Genomic DNA, 19,246 nt, shown 5'->3' on the forward strand with positions numbered 1-19,246 from the left:
GCGGCCTCGGGGCCGGCGTCAGCGGCGCGGGTCCACGTGGACCTTGGGAGCGTCGCCCCACTCGGGCGGACGGCGGCCGGCCAGGACGGCGGCGACCTCGTCCAGCGCCACCGTCGCGGCGACGAGCGGGCGCGGATCGACCGTGCCCGAGGCGTAGAGCTCGACGGTCTCGGCCAGCCCGGCGGAGGCGCCGAGCACGCCGACCGCGGTGACGTCCTTGAGGGCGACCGCGCGGGTGTCGACCGGGCTCGGTGTCCCGGCCAGCCCCACGAAGACCACCCGGCGGCCCGGTTCGACCAGCTCGACGGCGAGCGCCGGCAGGCCGGGCGCGTTGGAGGCGTCCACGACGGCGTCGTAGCGCAGGGCGGGCAGCGTCTCCCGGGTCCACACCTGCTCGAAACCGAGCGAGCGGGCGAAGGCCAGGGAGCTCGCGGTCTGCCCGAGCAGGTGCACCTCGGCGCCGCGGGCGGCGGCGATCTGGGCGGCGAGCAGCCCGATGGTCCCGGGGCCGAGCACCAGCAGCCGTTCGCCGGGTGCCAGACCGGCGCCCCGCACGGCGCGCATCGCGTTGCCGCCGGGCTCGACGAGCGCGCCGAGCGCCGGGTCCACGGCGGCGGGCAACGGGTGCAGCGCGGTCACGGGCACGGGCAGCCGCTCGGCCAGCGCGCCGGGCCAGCCGCCCCGGATGCCGATCTCGTACCGGTCGGCGCACACGTGCCCGCGCCCGGCGGCGCACCGCGCGCAACGACCGCAGCCGAGCATGGTGTCGCCGGTGACGCGGCGGCCGAGCCAGGACGGGTCCACGCCGTCGCCGACCGCGCGCACCGCGCCGGACCACTCGTGGCCGATCCGCAGCGGGTAGGCGGCCTGGCCGGTGTGCAGGTAGGGCAAGGTGCCGGTGAAGAGCTCCACGTCGGTGCCGCACACCCCGACCCGCTCGACGTCGACGACCACCTCGCCGGGGCCCGCCTCGGGCGGCTCGACCTCCCGAACCCCCGCCTCGCCGGGCCCGGTGATCACTAGGGCGCGCATCCGGCCAATCTATCCACCGCGGGCCCCGGTTCAAGACGAGCCTGCCCACGGCTTGGCGCCGCCGGTCACAGTGTCGAGCGGACGGCCTCCTCGGTGCGCGCCACGACGGACGGCCCGTCGGCCGCGGTGATGATCGGACGCTGGATCAGGATCGGATGGGCGGCCAGCGCCCGGATCCAGCGGTCACGGTCGGCCGGGGTGCGCGACCAGCCGGCCAGGCCGAGCTCGGTCGCGGCGGGCTCGCCGAGCCGGGTGATGTCCCAGGGTTCGAGCCCGAGCCTGGCCAGCACCTCACGCAGTTCGTGCTCGTCGGGCGGGTCGTCGAGGTAGCGGCGCACGGTGTAGTCGGCCTGCTCGGCGTCCAGGATCGACAGCGCGGAACGGCACTTCGAACACTCGGGATTGATCCAGATCTCCATGAGGGTCCTTCTGAGGGTGTGGGCGTCCGGTGAGGGCGCGCGAACGTCGACAGGGTTACGATGCGCCCGCCGGGAAGGTAGCCGACGTGGGCGACGCCCGTGAAGAGGCAGCAGGTGATGCTCGCGCGTCGAGCCCGGCATCTACCCGACAGGAGCCTGAATCATGACATTCGTGATCGCGGGTGGCGGTCTGGCCGCCGCCAAGACCGCCGAAGTCCTGCGCGAGCAGGGGTACGACGGCCGGCTCGTGCTGGCCTGCGCGGAGCCCCACCTGCCCTACGAGCGTCCACCGCTGTCCAAGGACTACCTGCAGGGGAAGTCCGAGCGAGACAAGGTCTTCGTCCACGACGCGGCGTGGTATCAGAGCCAGGAGGTCGACCTGCGCCTGGGCACCGAGGTGACCGCCATCGACCGCGCCGGCCACGCGCTCGGCCTGTCCGGCGGCGAACGCCTCGGCTACGCCAAGCTGCTGCTGGCCACCGGCGCCACACCCCGTCGCCTGCCCGTGCCCGGCGCCGACCTCGACGGTGTCCTCTACCTGCGCACCGTCGACGACAGCGAGCGGCTGCGCGACACCCTGGCCGCCGTCTCCAGCGTCGCGATCGTCGGCGCAGGCTGGATCGGCCTGGAGGTGGCCGCCGCCGCCCGCGCCGCCGGCGTACGGGTCAGCGTGCTGGAGGCCGAGCGGCAGCCGCTGCTGCGCGTGCTCGGCTCCCGGATCGCCGCCGTCTTCTCCGCGCTGCACCGCGAGCACGACGTCGACCTGCGGCTCGGAGTGCAGGTCAGCGAGATCACCGGCGAGCACGGCCGGGCGACGGGGGTGCGGCTGGCCGACGGCGCCCACGTCGCGGCCGACGCCGTCATCGTCGGCATCGGCGCCGCCCCCGACACGGGCCTCGCGGCCGCCGCCGGGCTCAGGGTGGACGACGGGATCGTGGTGGACGCCGGGCTGCGCACCTCCGACCCCGACATCTTCGCCGCGGGCGACGTGGCCAACGCCTACCACCCGCTGTACGACGCCCATGTCCGCGTCGAGCACTGGGCCAACGCCCTCAACCAGCCCGCCGTCGCCGCCCGCTCCATGCTCGGCCAGGACGCCGTGTACGACCGGCTGCCGTACTTCTACACCGACCAGTACGACCTGGGCATGGAATACACCGGCCTCACCCGGCCCGGTCACAACGACGACGTCGTCGTCCGGGGCGACCTGGACTCCCGCGAGTTCATCGCCTTCTGGCTCGACGGCGACCGGGTGGTGGCCGGCATGAACGTCAACGTCTGGGACGTCACGAGCCCCATCCAGGAGCTGATCCGCTCCGGCCGCCCGGTCGACCGCTCCCGGCTCGCCGACCCGGCCACCCCACTCCCCGAAACCACTCTCTGACACGAGCGGCCGTGCCCGCCCCTGCCGTGATCCGTCCGCCGACGACGAGCCACCTCAAACGGGCCCGTACCGGCCACGAGCAGGCCGGGACGTCCGTGGGTGGCCCTCAGGCGTCGGAGATGGGGCGGCCGTAGGTGACGGCGTCGAGGACGGCCGCAGGGGTGGTGGCGCGCAGCTCGGCGTCAGGGCGCGCCCCGAGCGCGGCGTTGACCGTCGAGAACGCGACGCGCAGCGCGACGAACACCGTCATCGCGAAGATCTGGGCGTCATCGAACCCGGCCTCGCGCAACCTCCGCACGTCAGCCGCGCTCGTACCGCTGGGATCGCGCGCCACCTTGCGCGCCCAGTCGGCCATCACCCGCTCACCCGCCGTCAGGCCACCACCGCCCATCGAAGCATCACCATCCGGCAGAGCATCGCCGACCGGCGGGGCGTCGCCGGGAGGGAGGGTGTCGCGGAGGACGGCCGCCGCGGTGAGGGCGTCGGACTGCGTGGCCAGCCGACCGCCCCACACCAGCGAGCAGTATGAGTCGCCGAGCGCCGAGGCGCAGGCGGTGACGAGAACGCCGCGTCCCCGCAGGCCCAGCCCGTGCACCGCGCCGGTCGCCGTCATCAGGTCGAACAGCCCGTTGAGGACGTCCGGCTGGTAGGCCCAGAGCCGGGACAGGTTCATTACGTAGCCGACCTCGGCGATGTCCTCGTCGAACACCTTCCGTCCCTCGGCCGTCAGAGGCGGGACGGCGAGGAAACCGCTCACGACGCGTCACCGGCCCGGAAGGTCACCGGGCGGCCGTCGGCCTTCCAGGCGGCCAGCCCGCCATCGAGGTGCGAGACGTCGGCGTACCCGAGCGCCTGCAGGGTGCGGGCGGCGAGGGCGGACCGGCCACCGGAGGCGCAGTAGAGAATGGTCGGCGCCGACGGGTCGAACTCCGTGCGGTGGTAGGGGCTGGCGGGGTCGGCCCAGAACTCCAGCATCCCGCGCGGCGCCCGCACCGCCTCGGGGATCGTGCCCTCGCGCTGGACCTCGTCGGGCTCGCGGAGGTCGACCAGCGTCACGGTGCCGGTTTCGAGGGCTTCCGCCACCTCCGCGACGGACAGGTTGCGGACCTGCTCGCGGGCGCGTGCCACCAGTTGATTGACGGACTCGCTCATCATGCCTGCCTTCCGGTAAAGGGGTCGCCCGGTCATTGGACACCGGGGGCGCGATCATCCACATCCGTGCTCAGTACGGAAATAGCGGATACTCCGTTCCATGGATGCCGATCCGCTGCGGGCGGCCGGGGTGACGCCGCGCGAGCTCCAGATCTTCTGGCTCGTGGGCGACCGCCTGCACAACCGGGAGATCGCCGACAGCCTCCAGGTGTCGGAGCGGACCGTGGAGAGCCACGTGTCGTCCCTGCTGCGCAAGCTCGGCGGGTCAAGCCGGCTGGCGCTGGTCGACACGGCGGTGCGGCTGCGGGCCCGCCGGGAGCCCGGCACCGTGCTGCCCAGGCCGCTGTCGTCGTTCGTGGGTCGTGACCAGGAGACGGGCGACCTGGTCAGGCTGCTCGGAACGCACCGGCTGCTGACGCTGACCGGCCCGGCGGGCACCGGCAAGACCCGGCTGGCGTTGCGGCTGGCGTTGCGGCTGGCGCAGTCGGTGTCCACGCTGCCGCCCGCCGTGCTGGTCGATCTCGCCTCCGTGCCTCCCGGGGACGACGTGGAGCGCGCGTTCGCCGACGCCCTGGGCGTGTCCGGGGACGAGCGGAGGCTGCGGTCCCTGATCCGCGAGGCGCTCGCCGAGGGCCGCCACTGGCTGCTGGTCGACAACTGCGAACACGTCACCGGCACCGCGGCGGCGTTGCTCGCCGACCTGCTGGCCACCACGGAACGGCTGCACGTGCTGGCCACCGGCCACGGTCCGCTCGGCGTCGCCGGGGAGGTCGTCTACGAGGTCGCGCCGCTGCCGGTGCCCGAGGAGACCGACGATCCCGCGGTGGTGCTCGGCGCCGCCGCCGGACGGCTGTTCGCGGACCGCGCGAGCGCCGTCTCACCCGGCTTCGAGGTCACCCCGGGCAACGCCCGGCACGTCGCGATGGTCTGCCGCCGGCTGGACGGCCTGCCGCTGGCCATCGAGCTGGCCGCGGCCCGGATCCGGTTCTTCTCGCCGGCCGAGTTGCTGGGCCGGCTGGACGACCGGTTCGCGCTGCTGACGGACGGGGCGCAGGGGCGGCACCGGACGCTGGAGGAGGCCCTCCAGTGGAGCCACGACCTGCTGGGCGACGGCGAGCGGACGCTGTTCGAGCGGTGCTCGGTGTTCCCCGGGGAGTTCGACTACGACACGGCGGCGCAGGTCCTGGCCTACCCGCCGCTGGGCTCCGCCGACCTCGTCGGGCTCTTCCCTCGCCTGCTGGACCGCTCACTGATCTCCCGCCGCCGCCGCGACGAGACCACCGAGTACCGCCTGCTCGACAGCGTCCGCCAGTTCGCGCACCGGCGGCTGGTGTCACGTGGCGGCGCCGAGACGGCACGCGAGCAGCATGCCCGCCACCACCTCCGGCACGGCGTGAGCCTGCTGCCCGACCTGCGTGGGCGGGACCAGGCGAGCGCGATGCGCTGGTTCGACCGCCACTGGGGCGATCTGCGGACCGCGATGCGCTGGGCCCTCGACCGGCCGGACACCGTGCCCGCGTGGGAGTTCCTGGCCGGTGTCGGGACGGGGTGGGAGATCCTCGGCGCCCGTGGCGAGCTGTTCGGCTGGATCGACCGGTTGCTCGAACGCCCCCTGCCGGCCGGCTCGCTCGGGGTCCGGGCGGCCGTCACCTGCTCCGTGCTGCTGGCGTACCAGGACACCGGGCGCGCCCTGACGTTCGCCGAGCAGGCGTACGAGCGCGCGGGCGACGGCGCCGGGCCGGACCAGGCGCTCGCGCTGCTCGCCCTCGGCTGGGTGAAGATGTACGGCGAGGACCGCGCGGCCGCCGCCGGCCACCTGGAACACGCGGCGGCCCGCTTCGAGGCGCTGGGCGACGACTGGCACCGCGCCCTGACGATGTCCGCCCTCGGGCACGCCGGCAGCGGCACCGCGACCGCCCTGGCGCGTACGGCTGAGGCCGCCGACCTGTTCGGACGGCTGCGCGACCACGTGAAGCGGGCCAACTGCCTCAGCCAGCTGGCCGTCCGCGCGATCGAGGAGCACACCCGCCTCGACGACGCCGCGACCTGGCTGGCCGAGGCCGGACGGCTGGCCCGGCTCAGCGGCAACGACCACGAACGGTTGCACGCCGAGGTCTTCCGGGCCCATCTCGACCAGCAGCGGGGCGACCACGCGAGCGCCGCGACGAGCTACGCGGCGCTCCTCGGGCAGTTCCGGCGGATCGGCGACCGCCGCTGCACGGCCCGCTGCCTGCTCGGCCTCGGCCGCGCCGCGACCGAGGGCGGCGAGCATGACCTGGCCCGGCGCCGGCTGACCGAGGGCCTTGAACTCGCGCTCGGCGTCGGCGACCTGCGCGCCACGATGACGGGCCTGTGCCTGCTCGCCGAGTGCGAGCGCGCGACCGGGCGCTTCGAGCGCGCCGCAGTCCTGCTCGGCGCCGCCGAACGCCTCGACCCGGAGCTGCGCGCCCGCCTGTTCCCCGGCGACGCCCCGCACGCGGCTCTCCGGGACCGGCTCGGCGCCGCCGACCTTGAGGCCGCTCTCGCCGCGGGCGGCAGGACGCCGCTCCCCGACCTCCTCTCTCCTTGAGCCGCCGTCCCGCTCGCCCGCCGAGCGGATGGGAGCCTGCCGGATCTCGCGGGCCGGGAACCCGTGCGCGCGGCGCGAGGGAGGTGGGCGACAATCGTCGCGGGCGAGGAGGAGACCGGCGAGGAGGAGACCGGCGAGGAGGAGACCGGCGAGGAGGAGACCGGCGAGGAGGAGACCGGCGAGGAGGAGACCATGGAGGTGGTCGTGAAGCGGGTCGCGAGCTGGGTGGGGCTGGCCGGTCACCTCTGCACGCTGCCGTTCTACCTCGCGAGCGGGCTGGTGGCGCCACTGTGGGCGATCGTCGTGCTGCTCGCGCTCTGGCTGGCGCTGCTGGGCGTCTCCGTCTGGGCCGTACGAGCGCGCTCGCCGTGGGGGCTGCTGGTCCCGGTCGCGGCGGTGGGCCTCTGGCTGGGCGGCGTCTCGGCCGGTGAGGCGTTCTTGGGGTGGACGGCGTGATCCGCTGTTGTTGACCCGCGCGGCGGAGATCGGCATCGTGGGGCGGGTGACCAGCGATGAGACGCGAGACGGAGTGTCGCTGACCAATCTCGACCAGCCGCTGTTCGACGAGGCGAACGCGACGAAACGGGATCTGGTCGACTACCTGGACGCGGTCCGTGATCGCATCCTGCCGGTCCTGCGGGACCGCGCGTTGTCGGTGATCCGCGTGCGGCCGGGCCAGGCGCCGTTCATGCAGAAGAACGTCCCCAAATACGCTCCTTCCTGGGTGCGTACAGTGTCCGTCTGGGCGGGGTCCTCGCAGCGGCAGGTGTCCTACGCGTTGTGCGACGACCGCCGGACCCTGCTGTGGTTCGCCAACCAGCGGGCGGTCGAATACCACCCGGCGCTGTTCCGCGGCGAGCACGCCACCCACCTCGTGCTCGACCTCGACCCGCCGGTGGACGACGCGTTCCCGCTGGCCGTGCGAGCCGCCCGGCTGGTGCGGCAGGCGCTGGACGACGCCGGGCTGGCGGGCGCGGTGAAGACCAGCGGCGCGAAGGGGCTGCACGTGTTCGTCCCGGTGGTCGAGGGCACCGCGATGGACGACCTGGCCGCGGCCACCCGGGCCCTGGCCGCCCGCGCCGAGCTGATCGACCCCGCACTGGCCACCACGGCGTTCATCCGGGAGGACCGCGCGGGCAAGGTGTTCCTCGACTCCACCCGGGCCGGCGGCGCGACGGTGGTAGCCGCCTACAGCCCGCGCATCCGGCCGGGCACCCCGGTGTCCTTCCCCGTCGCCTGGGACGACCTCGACCGGGTGACGCCGGCCGACTTCACCGTCCACACGGCGTTGGAGCTGCTCGGTGACGGCGACCCCTGGGCCGAGCAGATGCCCGAGCCGCAGCGCCTGCCCGCCGACCTGGTCGAGCAGGGGCACACCATCCCGATCGCCCGGGTCCAGGCCATGCACGAGGGCAAGCGCCGCGCCCGCGCCCGCCGCGCGGAGTGAGCCCACCCGCCCGGACCACGTCAGCGGAGTCGTTCGAACCAGCGCAGCACGATCGGGAACGAGCGGAACGCGGAGCTCTGGTGATCCACCTCGGAGGCGGACGTCTGTCCGTCGCACTCCGCCTTTCACTATCCGTGACTACATTGATTCAGTGTGTTACAACAGATGGTTCCAGAAGCTCAGCCGCTGGATGCCAGCGGATGGAGAGAGGAGTTCGTGTGCGTTCCCACCTACGCACGATCATGGTCGTGGCGGCGTTCGCCTCGCTGGCCACGGGGGTCTCGGTGGCTCCGGCCGCCGCTGACGGTGTGCCGACCGACCGGGCGGGTGACTCCGCTGCAGCCCGCATGGTCGGTGAGTGCACCGATCCGGGATACGTCGGCGCCATCCGCTTCCGCAACCCTCTGGGGCTGTACGACGTGGACTGCATCCGGCCCGAGAGCGTCCGATACCCCGGGCCGGTCTTCGTCACCCACTGCAAGCCCACCAACGGCGGGTGGCTCAACCTGCACATGCCCGGCGGCGAGGTGCTCGAATGCCCAGCCACCGTCTACCGGGACGCCATCGGGTACAGCGCCTGGGCCTGACCGGCGCGACGCTCGACGGTGCAGGACGGCAGGTCCGAGCCCGAGAGCCGTAGGCCGTGGGCGGTGACGTTGTTTACGCTTTGGGCGATTCCGCTCAGGGCGTGCGCCCATGGCGCGGCGCTCGGCCGGTAAGCCAGGGTGAGGGCATGAGGCTGCTGGTGCTGGGCGGGACCGAGTTCGTGGGCCGGGCGTTCGTCGACGAGGCGCTGTCCCTCGGCCACGACGTGAGCGTGTTCAACCGGGGCACCCACGAGCCGCCCGACGGGGTGACGGCGTTGCGCGGCGACCGGACGGCGCCCGGCGGGCTGGCTGAGATCGAGCGGGGCGAGTGGGATGTCGTCGTCGACACCTGGGCCTGGGCGCCGTCCGCCGTGCGCGACGCCGCGCGCCTGCTGGCAGACCGGGCCGGCCACTTCGTCTACGTCTCCACCCGTTCGGTCTACCACTACCCCACGCCGCCGGGCGCCGACGAGACCGCGCCCCTGGTCGAGGGCTCCCCCGACGACGACGTCGCGCTCGAGTACGCCCGCGCCAAGATGGGCGGCGAGCTGGCCGCCGTGGCGGCGTTCGGCGACCGGGCGCTGCTGGCACGGGCAGGGCTGATCCTCGGGCCGCACGAGAACATCGGCCGGCTGCCGTGGTGGCTGCACCGCGTCGCCCGGGGCGGTCCGGTGCTCGCCCCCGGCCCCGCCGACCTCGGCCTGCAGTACATCGACGCCCGCGACCTGGCCCTGTGGTGCCTGGCCGCCGCCGAGCGCGGCCTGAGCGGGCCCTACAACACGGTCAGCCCGCCCGCCTTCACCACCATGGGCGAGCTGCTGGAGACCTGTGTCCGGGTGACCGGCTCCGACGCCCGGCTCCAGTGGGCGGAGCCCGAGACGATCCTCGCGGCCGGGGTGTCCGCGTGGACCGACCTGCCGATCTGGCTGCACGGCGAGACCCACGGCGCCATGCACCAGGGCGACGTGTCCAAGGCCGTCGCGGCGGGGCTGCGCTGCCGTCCGGTCGAGGAGACCGTGGCCGACACCTGGGCCTGGCTGCGCGGCCTGCCCGGCCTGCCGTCCACGCGGGCCGATCGCCCTCCCGTCGGGCTTGACCCCGAGGTGGAGGCCAAGCTTCTGGAGCAAGTGCGGCCGTAGGCCGTCGTTCGGGCCGCCGACCGCCGTGCCGCCCGACCGCCGTGCGGGCCGACCGCCGTGCGGGCCGAGCCCGTGCGGGCCGAGCCCGTGCGGGCGGCGTTCACTCAATCACGTGGCGGCGGATCACGTGCGCGGTGCGGACCTGTGGTGTCAGGTGAGGTGGCGGGAGAAGAAGTGGAGGGTGCTGTCCAGTTCGAACCGTGGGATTTCTCCGTGTTTGCCGGGGTTGGCGTGCAGGGTCTTCTCGGTTGAGGCCAAGGCGTCGAACAGAGCCAGGCTCTGTGCTCGTGGCACTCGCTCGTCGTCCCACTGCACCAGGAACTCCACCGGGATGGTGATCCGCGCGGCGGCTTCGGCCGAGGCCAGGGCTCCGCCCAGGCCCAGCACCGCCGCGCGGACCCGGGGTTCGGCGGCGACGAACGGGACACCGAGTCCGCACCCCAGCGAGACCCCCCAGTAGCCCACCGGCCCCTCGCCGACGTGCCGCTGGACCGCGTCCAGGACCGCCTGCCATTCCGGGACGGTCTGGCGGGCCACGAGTGCCTGGAAGTGGGCGATCAGCGGAGCCAACTCTTCTCCGGCCTCCACCCGGGCCTGGTTTTCGGTCGCGATCCGGTTGTACTCCTCGTCCTTCGGCCGGTCGCCATGGCCGGGCGCGTCGACGGCCACCACCGCGAACCCGCATTCGGCCACGAAGCGGCGCGCACGGACCAAGACGCCGGGGGCCTTCTTGTGCTGACCGCCGCCGTGTCCCATCAGGATCAGGGGACGAGTGCCGGTGGCGCCCTCCGGCGTCCACAGCACACCGGGCACGTCATCGAGGGTGAAGAGCTGTTCGGAGACACCGTCGGACGACGTCTCGGAGTTGAAGCGCATAGCGTTTCAAGCCTTTCGGGGGATGCCTTCTGCGGGCACTCCCTAGGCCATGCGGGAGAGGAAGGCCCGACCTGTCACAGCGATGATCGGTCTCACCTCCTCGGTCGGCAGTGGCGCACGGCGGCACCGACGGTATCAGGTCCGGCAGCGGGTTCTCTGGACGCGTTCGAGGATCAGGTCGTAGAGGGCGGCGGCCAGCGCGATCGCCACGAACATCAGCACCACCATCAGGCCGTGCCTGAACCCCGTCGCCCACCCCTGGCCGAGCGACCCGAAGAAGGTCGAGCCGACGACGGCGATGCCGATCGACGATCCCAGCCGCTGGCCGGTCTGCAGCACGCCCGCCGCGCTCCCCCCACCGGCGGGAGGCACCTGCGACAGCGCGATCGCCTGGTTGGGCGAGATCACCAGCCCGCTGCCGATGCCCGCGAGGAGCAGCGGCAGCGCGGTCGCCACCCCCACGTCCCGCCCTGGTACGAGCTCGGTGGCGAACATGGTCAGGGCCAGGCCGACGACCACCGTGGCCAGCCCGATCGCGACCAGCAGCCGGCCCATCCTCGTCACCAGCCGGCCGCCGACCACCGACGCCGAGGCCGATCCCAGCGCGAACGGCGTGATCGCCAGCCCGGCCAGCAGCGCGCTGTAGTCGCGGCCGTTCTGCAGGTACAGGGTGAAGATGAAGAAGATCCCGGTGAAGCCGGCGAAGTAGAGCATCGCGATGATCGTCCCCAGACTGTACGTACGCAGCCGGAACAGCGACAGGTCGATCAGCGGCTCCCTGCGGTAGGCCCGCTCCCACGCCACGAACCCGGCCAGCACGGCCAGCGAGGCCGGGATCAGCAGCCACTTGGCGCCGCCCGGCCACTGCTGCGCCTGGATGAAGGGCAGCAGCAGCCCCGTCACGCCCAGGCCCAGCAGCGACACGCCGACCGGGTCGAGGCTCTCCCGCCGGCCGGCCGTCTCGGGAGCCGGCAGCACCTTCCAGGCCAGCGGCAGCAGCACGATCCCGATCGGCAGGTTCACCAGGAACACCCACCGCCAGCCCTCCTCGTGGCCGAACGCCGTGACCAGCCCGCCGCCGACCAGCGGCCCGACCGCCGTGGACAGCCCGATGGCGGCGCCGAGCGCGCCGAACGCCCGCCCTCGCCCGCCCCCCTGGAACATCTGCTGGATCAGCCCTGACACCTGCGGGTTGATCAGCCCCGCTCCGATGCCCTGGACCAGCCGCGACACGATCAGGAGGGGCATGTTCGTGGCCAGACCGCAGGTGGCGCTGGCGAGGGTGAAGAGCGCCACGCCGGCCAGGAAGACGGTCTTGCGGCCGCGCGCGTCGCCGAGCCGCCCGGCCGGGATGAGCAGCAGTCCGAACGTGAGCGCGTAGCCCGACACGATCCACTGCAGCCCGCCCGCGGAGGCGTGCAGCCCGTCGCGGATCGAGGGGAGCGCCACGTTGACGATGCTCACGTCCAGCCCGGACATGAACGCCGCCACCAGGCAGATGCCGAGAGCCCGCCTGCGCTGATCGTCGCCGATCATGAGGGTCAGGGCGTGACGACGGCGAAGTCGGGCAGCGGCCCGTCGAGCACGGCCACCAGCCGCCGCAGCACTCCGATGTCGCCCTCGCGCTCGACCCCCTCGACGCCCCGGCCGGCCAGCAGGCCGATGAGCTGCGCCCGGGTCAGCCGCAGGGTCAGGTCGACGGTTCCGTCAGGCGGGTCGAGCTGCTGCGTGAAGGCGCCGTTGGACAGCGTCGTCCGGTAACACTCGCCGAGATCGGTGAGATGCCAGTCGATGGCCAGGCACTCGTTCCACGCCTTCGGCCCGTGGATCCGGATGGCGATCGAGTCGAAGATCTGCTCGACGCCCAGCGCCACGGCCAGGTGCGGCCAGGCGGCGCGCGGGCCGGCCGGCACGATGCCCTCGGCCAGCTCCAGCGCGCCCATCAGGTAGAAGTTACGCCACGTGCCGTTCTCCGCGCCGTACGCGAGCCGCGTGTAGACCTCGGCCAGCAGGTCGCGCGCCTCCTTGTTGCCCTCGTCGGCGAAGACGGCGTGGTTGAGCAGTTGCGCGGCGAAGCGCAGGTCGCCCTCCTCGACGTAGCCCTTGGCGTAGGCCACCACGGCCGCCCCGCCGCCCAGGCACTCCACGTAGCGCAGGGCGCTCTCGCGCGGCGGGTGCTCCCACAGGTGCGCGGGATTGCCGTCGAACCAGCCCAGGTAGCGCTGGTAGATGGCCTTGACGTTGTGGCTGACCGAGCCGGAGTATCCGTGGGCGTGCCAGACCCGTTCGAGGCCCGGGGGCATGCGCACGGCTTCGGCGATCTCGGGCCCGGTCAGTCCCTTGTTCATCAGGCGCAGGGTCTGGTCGTGCAGGTAGGCGTACAGGTCGCGCTGCTGCGACAGGAAGCGGGCGATGTCCTCGCCGCCCCAGGTGGGCCAGTGGTGCGAGGCGAAGGCCACGTCGGCGTGGCCGGCGAACATCCCCAGGGTGCCGGTCAGGTAGCGGGCCCAGCCGCGGGCGTCGCGGACCGGCCCGCCGCTGAGGGGCAGGATGCTGTGCTGGTTGTGGGTGGCGCTCTCGGCCAGGCAGAGGGCGCGGCGGTCGGGGAAGAGGAAGTTCATCTCGGCCGACGCCTCGGTGAGCTGGAAGACCATCCGCACGCCGTCGACGACCTCCTCCTGCCCGGTGCGCGTGACGAGGACCGAGGGCGCGATCAGCGAGACCGTGCCGGTGGAGATGGTCATGCCGACGCCCGAGCCGAGCTGGCCCGTCGGCGAGCGGTCCAGTGCGGGCCCGTACAGGTAGGCGGCCCGGCGCCTCGTCGCCGGCCCGGCGTAGACCTGCTCGGCCACCACCCGCTCCAGGAATCCGGCGGGCGCGAGGATCGGCACTCCGCCGTCGGTGACTCCCCGCACGCCGCCGAAGTGGTCGGCGTGCGGGGTGGTGTAGACGACGCCGGTGACCGGCCGGTCGCCCCGGTGGCTCCGGTAGAGGCGGAGCGCCGCCGCGGCGCACTCGGTGGACAGCAGCGGGTCCACGACGACGACCCCGGTGTCGCCCTCGACGATCGTCATGTTCGACAGGTCCAGCCCGCGGACCTGGTAGACGCCGTCGGTCACCTCGTACAGGCCCTGCCTGGCGCACAGCTGCCCCTGCCGCCAGAGGCTCGGATGCGCCGTCTCCGGACATTCCTCCTGGAGGAATCCGTAGGAGTCGTTGTCCCAGATGACCCTGCCGTCCTCGGTTCTGATGACCGCCGGGGTGAGCTTCGCGATGAAGCCGCGGGCGGCGTCGTCGAAGTCGCGGCGGTCATGAAATGGAAGGTCAGCCATACTCAACTGCATGCCCGCAGGCCAGTACCGACATGGTCATGCGAGACCCTTCTTATCCGGCAATACGGACAAAACTCCCGGCGGTGCGTCGCGGTCGACCGACCGGCCCGGCGCGCACTAGCGTCGGCCACATGAGATTGACACGTGGTCGTCATGAGACTTGACGGCGCATGCGTCCTGATCACGGGCGCTTCTTCGGGCATCGGCGCGGCGACCGCGCGGGCCATGGCCGACGCCGGCGCGCGGCTGGTGCTGACGGGCCGTGACCGCGAGCGGCTGGAGGCGGTCGCGGCCGAGACCGGCGGGCGGGCCGTGGTCGCCGACATCACGACCGGCGCCCGCACCCTCGCCCGGCTCGCGGGCTCCGTCGACATCCTGGTCAACAACGCCGGGGCGGGATGGGCCGGCGACTTCGCGCGGATGCCGCCGGACAGGGTCGCGGGGCTCGTCACGGTCAACCTGACCGCCCCGATCGAGCTGACCCGGCTGCTCCTGCCCGGCATGGTCGAGGCGGGGCGCGGCCACGTCGTCCTCGTCGCCTCGATCGCCGGCGCGATCGGCGTGGGACGCGAGGCGGTCTACTCCGCGACCAAGGCGGGGCTCGTCGCCTTCGCCGACGCGCTCCGCGACGAGCTGCGCGCGAGCCCGGGGGTCGGCGTGTCGGTGGTGCTGCCCGGCGTGGTGGACACCCCCTTCTTCGAGCGGCGGGGCGCCCCCTACGACCGCCCCTGGCCGCGGCCCATGCCGCCGGAGCGGGTGGCGCGCGGCATCGTGGCGGCCATCCGGAACGAGCGGTCCGAGTCGTACGTGCCGGGCTGGCTCCGCCTGCCGGCGCGGCTGCGCGGGGCCGCTCCCGGCCCGTTCCGCCACCTCATGCGGCGCTTCGGGTGACCCCCGGCAGCGGTCAGCGGCTCCGCACCGCCCTGAGCGTCTCCTTGAGTGAGCCCAGCGTGGCGAACATCGCCGTGGGCTCGTATCCGCAGTGCGCCATGCAGTTGGCGCACCGGGCGTCGCGGCCCCGCCCGTAGGAGTCCCAGTCGGTCTCCTCCACCAGCTCCCGATACGTACGGGCGTAGCCGTCGGCCATCAGATAGCACGGCCGCTGCCAGCCGTACAACGAGTAGGACGGGATCGCCCACGCCGTGCACGGGAAGTCGATCTTCCCCTCCAGGAAGTCGAGGAAGAGGGGCGAGTGGTTGAACCGCCACCTGCCGCGGTTGCCCCCGGCGAAGGCCTTGCGGAACAGCTCGCGGATCTCCCGGACACCGAGGAAGTGCTCCTGGTCCGGCGCCTTCTCGTAGGCGTACGCGGGAGAGATCATCATCTGGTCCACGGCCAGGTCGTCGTTGAGGTAGTTGAGCACGTCGACGACCGTCTGCGGACTGTCGGTGCTGAAGAAGGTGGTGTTCGTGGTGACGCGGAAGCCCCGCCGGCGGCACTCGCGGACTGCGGCGACCGCCTCGTCGAACACGCCCTCCTTGCACACCGACGCGTCGTGCCGCTCGCGCAGGCCGTCGATGTGCACTGTCCACGCGAAGTACCGGGACGGCTCGAACTGGTCGATCTTCTTCGGGATCAGCAGCGCGTTGGTGCAGAGGTAGACGTATTTCTTACGCGCGACGAGCTCCCGGACGATGTCCCCGATCTGCGGATGCATGAGCGGCTCGCCGCCCGCGATCGACACCATCGGGGCGCCGCTCTCCTCGATCGCGGCCACGGCCTGGTCCACGGGCATGCGCTGCCGCAGCACGTCGGCGGGATGCTGGATCTTGCCGCAACCGGCGCAGCCGAGATTGCAGGCGAACAACGGCTCCAACTCGACCAGCAGCGGGAACTTCGACCGGCGCCGCAGCTTGTTGCGCAGGATGTAACCGCCGACACGCAGGCTCTGGCGGACCGGAATCGTCATGACAGCACCTCCTTGGGAAGCGTGAACCTGGTGGTCTCCTGGGCGACCTTCCGCTCCTCGACCAGCACCGCGCCCAGGCCGCGCAGGGCCGTCACGACGGCGTCGACGAGCGGAGGCGGGGCGGAGGCGCCGGCGGTCAGCCCGATGGTCGCGACGCCCGCGAGCCATTCGAGTGCGATGTCGCCGGGGTCGTCGACGAGATACGCGGGTGTCAGGCGGCCGGCGACCTCCACCAGCCGCTGGGAGTTGGAGGAGTTGGCGGACCCGACGACGAGGACGAGGCCGGCCTCGTCGGCGACCGCGCGCACGGCCGCCTGCCGGTTGGTCGTCGCGTAACAGATGTCGTCCTGCGCCGGTCCCTCCGCGTCGGGGAACCGCGCCCGGATCGCCGCGGCGACCTCCTCCGCCTCGTCGGCGGCGAGCGTCGTCTGCGTCAGGTAGGCCACCGGCCGGTCGACGCTCAGCTCCGCGACCTGGCTCACGTCCTCGACCAGCAGCGAGTCCGGGACCTCCCCCAGCGTCCCCTCGACCTCCTCGTGCCCGGCGTGCCCGATGAGGACGACCTGACGGCCGCGCCCGGCGAACCTGCGGGCCTCGGCGTGCACCTTGGCGACCAGCGGGCAGGTGGCGTCGATCACGCGCAGGTTCCTGCCGCCGGCCTCGTCCCGCACGCTCGGCGCCACGCCGTGGGCGGAGAAGACCGTGACGGCGCCGGCGGGGACCTCGTCGAGCTCGTCGACGAAGACCGCCCCGCGCTGCTCCAGCTCCCGGACGACGTGCTCGTTGTGCACGATCTGCTTGCGCACGTAGACCGGCGGGCCGTCGCGCTCCAGCGCCCGTTCCACGATCTCGATGGCGCGTTCCACTCCGGCGCAGAACGACCGGGGGGCGGCCAGCAGCACCGTCCGGGGCGCGGCGGCCGCCGCCCAGCGCGTCAGAACCGGGCCGACCTGGGTCAGCGCGCGGCGGGCCAGGTTGAAGCCGCGCAGGGTGGCCGCGCTCAGCAGCGGCGCGCGCGGGGTGTCGACCACGACCCGCACCGCGGCCAGCGGCCGGCCGTCCGCCGCCGCGGCCAGCGGGCCGGTCTCCATGTCGACGGCGAGCGCTCCCGACCCGGCGAGCCGCCGGCGCTCGACTCCCGACACCACGTGGTCGCAGGTCAGCAGCGGGCCGGTGCGTACGGACAGGCCGGCGCGGGTCAGCTCCCCGGCGAGCAGCGGCGCCGACAGACACGGGAACACCTGCCCGCCGAAGCGGACCTCGTTCGCCACCACGACGTCACCCGGCCGCAGAGCCGGGTCGAGCGCGCCCGCGAAACCGGCCACGGCCAGCGCGCCGGACTCCGGCAGGACCGCCGCCGCGCGCGCCGCCCGGCGCGGCCCCATCCCTGTCCGGATCACCCGGACACCCGTCGCGGAGGCGTCGAGGCCGCGCCGCACGGCCCACGCCTCCAGGCCCAGGGCGGTGCAGATCAGCAGCTCCGTCACGACGTCTCCCCCGGTGCCGACACTTCCGGCACCTGGCTCTCCCCTGCCGCGCGGGCGCTCAGGTAACGGCCGAGGGCGCTGATCGGGAAGACGAGCCGGTACAGGTGGTAGTTGATGTAGAAGTCGCCGGGAAAGCCGGTCCCGGTGAAGTGCGGCTCGTCCCAGGTGCCGTCCGGGCGCTGGTGCTCCACCAGCCACCGCACGCCCCGCTCCACCACGGGCGAGCTCTCCCCGGCGGCGAGCAGGGCCAGCAGCGCCCAGGCCGTCTGCGACGGCGTCGACGCCCCGCGCCCGATCCATCCCGGATCGTGGTACGAACGCAGGTCCTCGCCCCAGCCGCCGTCCTCGTTCTGGTGGCGCGCTAGCCAGGCGACCGCCCGCCGCACGCACCGCGCCTCGGTACGCACCCCGGCCGCGACCAGGGCAGGCACCGCGGCGCCGGTCCCGTAGACGTGGTTGGCCCCCCAGCGGCCGAACCACGACCCGTCCGCCTCCTGTGCCTTCAGCAGCCAGACGACGGCGCGCCGCAGCTCCGGCGCGCCGGCCGGCCACTCGTACGCCAGCGCCTCGACGACATGGGCGGTCACGTCGGCCGACGGCGGGTCGATCACCGCGCCGAAGTCGCAGAACGGCAGCTTGGTGCACAACGTGCGGGTGTTGTCGGCGTCGAACGCCGCGAAGCCGCCGTCACGGGACGCCATGCCGACCATCCAGCGCACACCGCGGTCGATCGCCGGCCGCGCCTCCGGGTGGAGCGTCCGGCGCAGCGCGAGGACGACCTCCGCGGTGTCGTCGACGTCGGGATAGCCGTCGTTGTCGAACTCGAACGCCCAGCCGCCAGGCGCCAGCGAGGGCCGGCGCACCGTCCAGTCGCCCGGCCCTCTGATCTCCTCGCCGAGCAGCCAGCCGGCGGCCTCGGCGACGGCGGGATGGTCCGGCGGGACGCCGGCGTCCAGGAGCGCGTTGACCGCGAGCGCGGTGTCCCAGACCGGCGACTGGCAGGCCTCCAGCCTGCGGCCCCCGGCGTCCCGGATGGTGAAGCGGTCGAGCCCCTGGATCCCCCTGCGCATGACGGGATGGCCGACGTCGTAGCCGGACAGGTTGAGCGCGATCAGCGAATACACCCAGGGGGGCTGGATGCCGCCCCAGGAGCCGTCGAGTTCCTGCCGGGCCACGATCCACTCGGCGGCACGACGGAGCGCCGCCGCGCGCACGCCCTTCACGGGTCGCCGTTCGTAGTGGTGCAGCAGCCGGTCGAGGCCGCGGAACACCCCCTCCCATCCCGTAAGCGCGCCCCGCCTCACCCGGCGGCCGGTGCGCAACTCGGCCAGGTCGAACGGGAGCGGGCGCACGGGCCGGTGCGCGCTGACCACGGTGAGCGGGACGATCGTCTGCCGGGCCCAGCACGCCCAGTCGTAGACGTTGAGCGGCGCCCACGGCGGCAGGTACATCAGCTCGGGCGGCAGGACGGGCAGATCCTCCCACGACCACTGGCCGAACAGCGCCAGCCAGATCCGGGTGAAGACCCGGGTCGCCTCGATGCCGCCGGCCTGCCGGACGTACTCGGCGGCGGTCCGCAGGTGCGGGGCGTCGACCGGGTCGCCGGCCAGCCGCAGCGCGACGTAGGCCTCGACGGTGGTGGACAGGTCGGGCGGCCCGCCGTGGAAGTTGGCCCACGTCCCGTTGGCCCGCTGCTCGGAGCGGATCCAGCGGGCCGCCTCGGCCGTGTCGTCCTCGGACCGGATGCCGAGGAACTCCCGCAGCAGCAGGTCCTCGGCGTCCATCGTCACGTTGGTCTGCAGCTCGCCCTTCCACCACCCCTGCGGGGACCGGAGGCCGATCAGGTGGTCGCAGGCGGCGTCGAGGGCCAGCTGGGCGCTGGACGCGGACGGAAGGGTCTCGACTGTGGTCAT

At 73.3% G+C, this 19,246-nt stretch carries 17 protein-coding genes; 7 read left to right on the forward strand and 10 right to left on the reverse strand.

Translation table 11 applies throughout. The annotated features are described in order from the left end of the window. Positions 1-18: 18 nt before the first annotated feature. Both IEY82_RS13620 and IEY82_RS13625 read right to left on the reverse strand, forming a co-directional pair. Positions 19-1,032, reverse strand: a complete 1,014-nt coding sequence (locus IEY82_RS13620) for a zinc-dependent alcohol dehydrogenase (protein WP_189124447.1) — start codon at positions 1,030-1,032, stop codon at positions 19-21. Between the two features lie 65 nt (positions 1,033-1,097). Further along, the gene (locus IEY82_RS13625) at positions 1,098-1,451 is read right to left on the reverse strand and encodes an arsenate reductase family protein (RefSeq protein WP_189124448.1); all 354 of its coding nucleotides are present in this window, start codon (positions 1,449-1,451) and stop codon (positions 1,098-1,100) included. A gap of 163 nt (positions 1,452-1,614) precedes the next feature. On the opposite strand from IEY82_RS13625, the gene IEY82_RS13630 reads away from it, so the two are divergent. Beyond that, on the forward strand, positions 1,615-2,835 hold the full coding sequence (locus tag IEY82_RS13630; RefSeq protein ID WP_189124449.1) for an NAD(P)/FAD-dependent oxidoreductase: 1,221 nt from the start codon (positions 1,615-1,617) through the stop codon (positions 2,833-2,835). A 106-nt stretch (positions 2,836-2,941) separates the two neighbouring features. Here the strand turns inward: IEY82_RS13630 and IEY82_RS13635 are convergent, their stop codons facing one another. Both IEY82_RS13635 and IEY82_RS13640 read right to left on the reverse strand, forming a co-directional pair. Then, a complete protein-coding gene (locus IEY82_RS13635) occupies positions 2,942-3,592 on the reverse strand; it encodes a carboxymuconolactone decarboxylase family protein (protein WP_189124450.1) in 651 nt (216 codons plus the stop codon). Continuing rightward, complete coding sequence (locus IEY82_RS13640) at positions 3,589-3,990, reverse strand: rhodanese-like domain-containing protein (RefSeq protein WP_189124451.1); 402 nt, start codon at positions 3,988-3,990, stop codon at positions 3,589-3,591. The genes IEY82_RS13635 and IEY82_RS13640 overlap by 4 nt, the downstream gene beginning before the upstream one ends. A 97-nt stretch (positions 3,991-4,087) precedes the next feature. Between IEY82_RS13640 and IEY82_RS13645 the strand changes: the two genes are divergently transcribed. The 5 genes from IEY82_RS13645 (at position 4,088) to IEY82_RS13665 (ending at position 9,729) form a co-directional block, all read left to right on the forward strand. Next, positions 4,088-6,556 (forward strand): ATP-binding protein, encoded by a 2,469-nt coding sequence (locus tag IEY82_RS13645; protein WP_189124452.1) that lies wholly within the window; start codon positions 4,088-4,090, stop codon positions 6,554-6,556. A gap of 63 nt (positions 6,557-6,619) precedes the next feature. Continuing rightward, positions 6,620-7,012 carry a hypothetical protein gene (locus IEY82_RS39100; RefSeq protein WP_225263232.1) on the forward strand — a complete coding sequence of 131 codons (393 nt, stop codon included), beginning with the start codon at positions 6,620-6,622 and terminating at the stop codon, positions 7,010-7,012. Positions 7,013-7,058: 46 nt separating this feature from the next. Continuing rightward, a complete protein-coding gene (locus IEY82_RS13655; protein WP_225263233.1) occupies positions 7,059-8,003 on the forward strand; it encodes a DNA polymerase domain-containing protein in 945 nt (314 codons plus the stop codon). Positions 8,004-8,221: 218 nt separating this feature from the next. Continuing rightward, complete coding sequence (locus IEY82_RS13660) at positions 8,222-8,590, forward strand: hypothetical protein (protein WP_189124453.1); 369 nt, start codon at positions 8,222-8,224, stop codon at positions 8,588-8,590. A gap of 146 nt (positions 8,591-8,736) precedes the next feature. Continuing rightward, positions 8,737-9,729 (forward strand): NAD-dependent epimerase/dehydratase family protein, encoded by a 993-nt coding sequence (locus IEY82_RS13665; RefSeq protein WP_189124454.1) that lies wholly within the window; start codon positions 8,737-8,739, stop codon positions 9,727-9,729. Between the two features lie 150 nt (positions 9,730-9,879). Here IEY82_RS13665 and IEY82_RS13670 read toward each other — a convergent pair whose 3' ends face one another. From IEY82_RS13670 to IEY82_RS13680, 3 genes are all read right to left on the reverse strand, one after another. Further along, positions 9,880-10,605, reverse strand: coding sequence for a dienelactone hydrolase family protein (locus IEY82_RS13670; RefSeq protein WP_189124455.1), 726 nt, complete (start codon positions 10,603-10,605; stop codon positions 9,880-9,882). Positions 10,606-10,740: 135 nt separating this feature from the next. After that, a complete protein-coding gene (locus IEY82_RS13675; protein ID WP_189124456.1) occupies positions 10,741-12,141 on the reverse strand; it encodes an MFS transporter in 1,401 nt (466 codons plus the stop codon). Positions 12,142-12,146: 5 nt separating this feature from the next. Then, positions 12,147-13,937, reverse strand: coding sequence for an alkyl/aryl-sulfatase (locus IEY82_RS13680; RefSeq protein ID WP_189124457.1), 1,791 nt, complete (start codon positions 13,935-13,937; stop codon positions 12,147-12,149). 153 nt (positions 13,938-14,090) lie between these two features. Here IEY82_RS13680 and IEY82_RS13685 point away from each other — a divergent pair, with 153 nt between their 5' ends. Beyond that, positions 14,091-14,828: an SDR family NAD(P)-dependent oxidoreductase gene (locus IEY82_RS13685; protein WP_189124458.1), complete on the forward strand. Its 738-nt coding sequence runs from the start codon at positions 14,091-14,093 to the stop codon at positions 14,826-14,828. A 13-nt stretch (positions 14,829-14,841) separates the two neighbouring features. Here IEY82_RS13685 and hpnH read toward each other — a convergent pair whose 3' ends face one another. The 3 genes from hpnH to shc are packed head-to-tail and all read right to left on the reverse strand — an operon-like array spanning position 14,842 to position 19,246. Further along, positions 14,842-15,846, reverse strand: a complete 1,005-nt coding sequence (gene hpnH, locus IEY82_RS13690; RefSeq protein ID WP_189124459.1) for an adenosyl-hopene transferase HpnH — start codon at positions 15,844-15,846, stop codon at positions 14,842-14,844. Then, positions 15,843-17,333: a 4-hydroxy-3-methylbut-2-enyl diphosphate reductase gene (ispH, locus tag IEY82_RS13695; protein ID WP_189124460.1), complete on the reverse strand. Its 1,491-nt coding sequence runs from the start codon at positions 17,331-17,333 to the stop codon at positions 15,843-15,845. The genes hpnH and ispH overlap by 4 nt, the downstream gene beginning before the upstream one ends. After that, the gene (shc, locus tag IEY82_RS13700) at positions 17,330-19,246 is read right to left on the reverse strand and encodes a squalene--hopene cyclase (RefSeq protein WP_189124461.1); all 1,917 of its coding nucleotides are present in this window, start codon (positions 19,244-19,246) and stop codon (positions 17,330-17,332) included. Before shc ends, ispH begins: the two co-directional genes overlap by 4 nt.

Source organism: Nonomuraea cavernae, assembly GCF_014646355.1.
In the GTDB taxonomy this organism is placed as follows: Bacteria; Actinomycetota; Actinomycetes; order Streptosporangiales; family Streptosporangiaceae; genus Nonomuraea; species Nonomuraea cavernae.

Coding starts and splice junctions, on each gene's coding strand:
- IEY82_RS13675 (WP_189124456.1), bottom strand. CDS start 12,141: ATGATCGGCGACGATCAGCGCAGGCGGGCTCTCGGCATCTGCCTGGTG.
- IEY82_RS13685 (WP_189124458.1), top strand. CDS start 14,091: ATGAGACTTGACGGCGCATGCGTCCTGATCACGGGCGCTTCTTCGGGC.
- IEY82_RS13630 (WP_189124449.1), top strand. CDS start 1,615: ATGACATTCGTGATCGCGGGTGGCGGTCTGGCCGCCGCCAAGACCGCC.
- IEY82_RS13680 (WP_189124457.1), bottom strand. CDS start 13,937: ATGGCTGACCTTCCATTTCATGACCGCCGCGACTTCGACGACGCCGCC.
- IEY82_RS13620 (WP_189124447.1), bottom strand. CDS start 1,032: ATGCGCGCCCTAGTGATCACCGGGCCCGGCGAGGCGGGGGTTCGGGAG.
- hpnH (WP_189124459.1), bottom strand. CDS start 15,846: ATGACGATTCCGGTCCGCCAGAGCCTGCGTGTCGGCGGTTACATCCTG.
- IEY82_RS13670 (WP_189124455.1), bottom strand. CDS start 10,605: ATGCGCTTCAACTCCGAGACGTCGTCCGACGGTGTCTCCGAACAGCTC.
- IEY82_RS13665 (WP_189124454.1), top strand. CDS start 8,737: ATGAGGCTGCTGGTGCTGGGCGGGACCGAGTTCGTGGGCCGGGCGTTC.
- IEY82_RS13625 (WP_189124448.1), bottom strand. CDS start 1,451: ATGGAGATCTGGATCAATCCCGAGTGTTCGAAGTGCCGTTCCGCGCTG.
- shc (WP_189124461.1), bottom strand. CDS start 19,246: ATGACCACAGTCGAGACCCTTCCGTCCGCGTCCAGCGCCCAGCTGGCC.
- IEY82_RS13640 (WP_189124451.1), bottom strand. CDS start 3,990: ATGATGAGCGAGTCCGTCAATCAACTGGTGGCACGCGCCCGCGAGCAG.
- IEY82_RS13645 (WP_189124452.1), top strand. CDS start 4,088: ATGGATGCCGATCCGCTGCGGGCGGCCGGGGTGACGCCGCGCGAGCTC.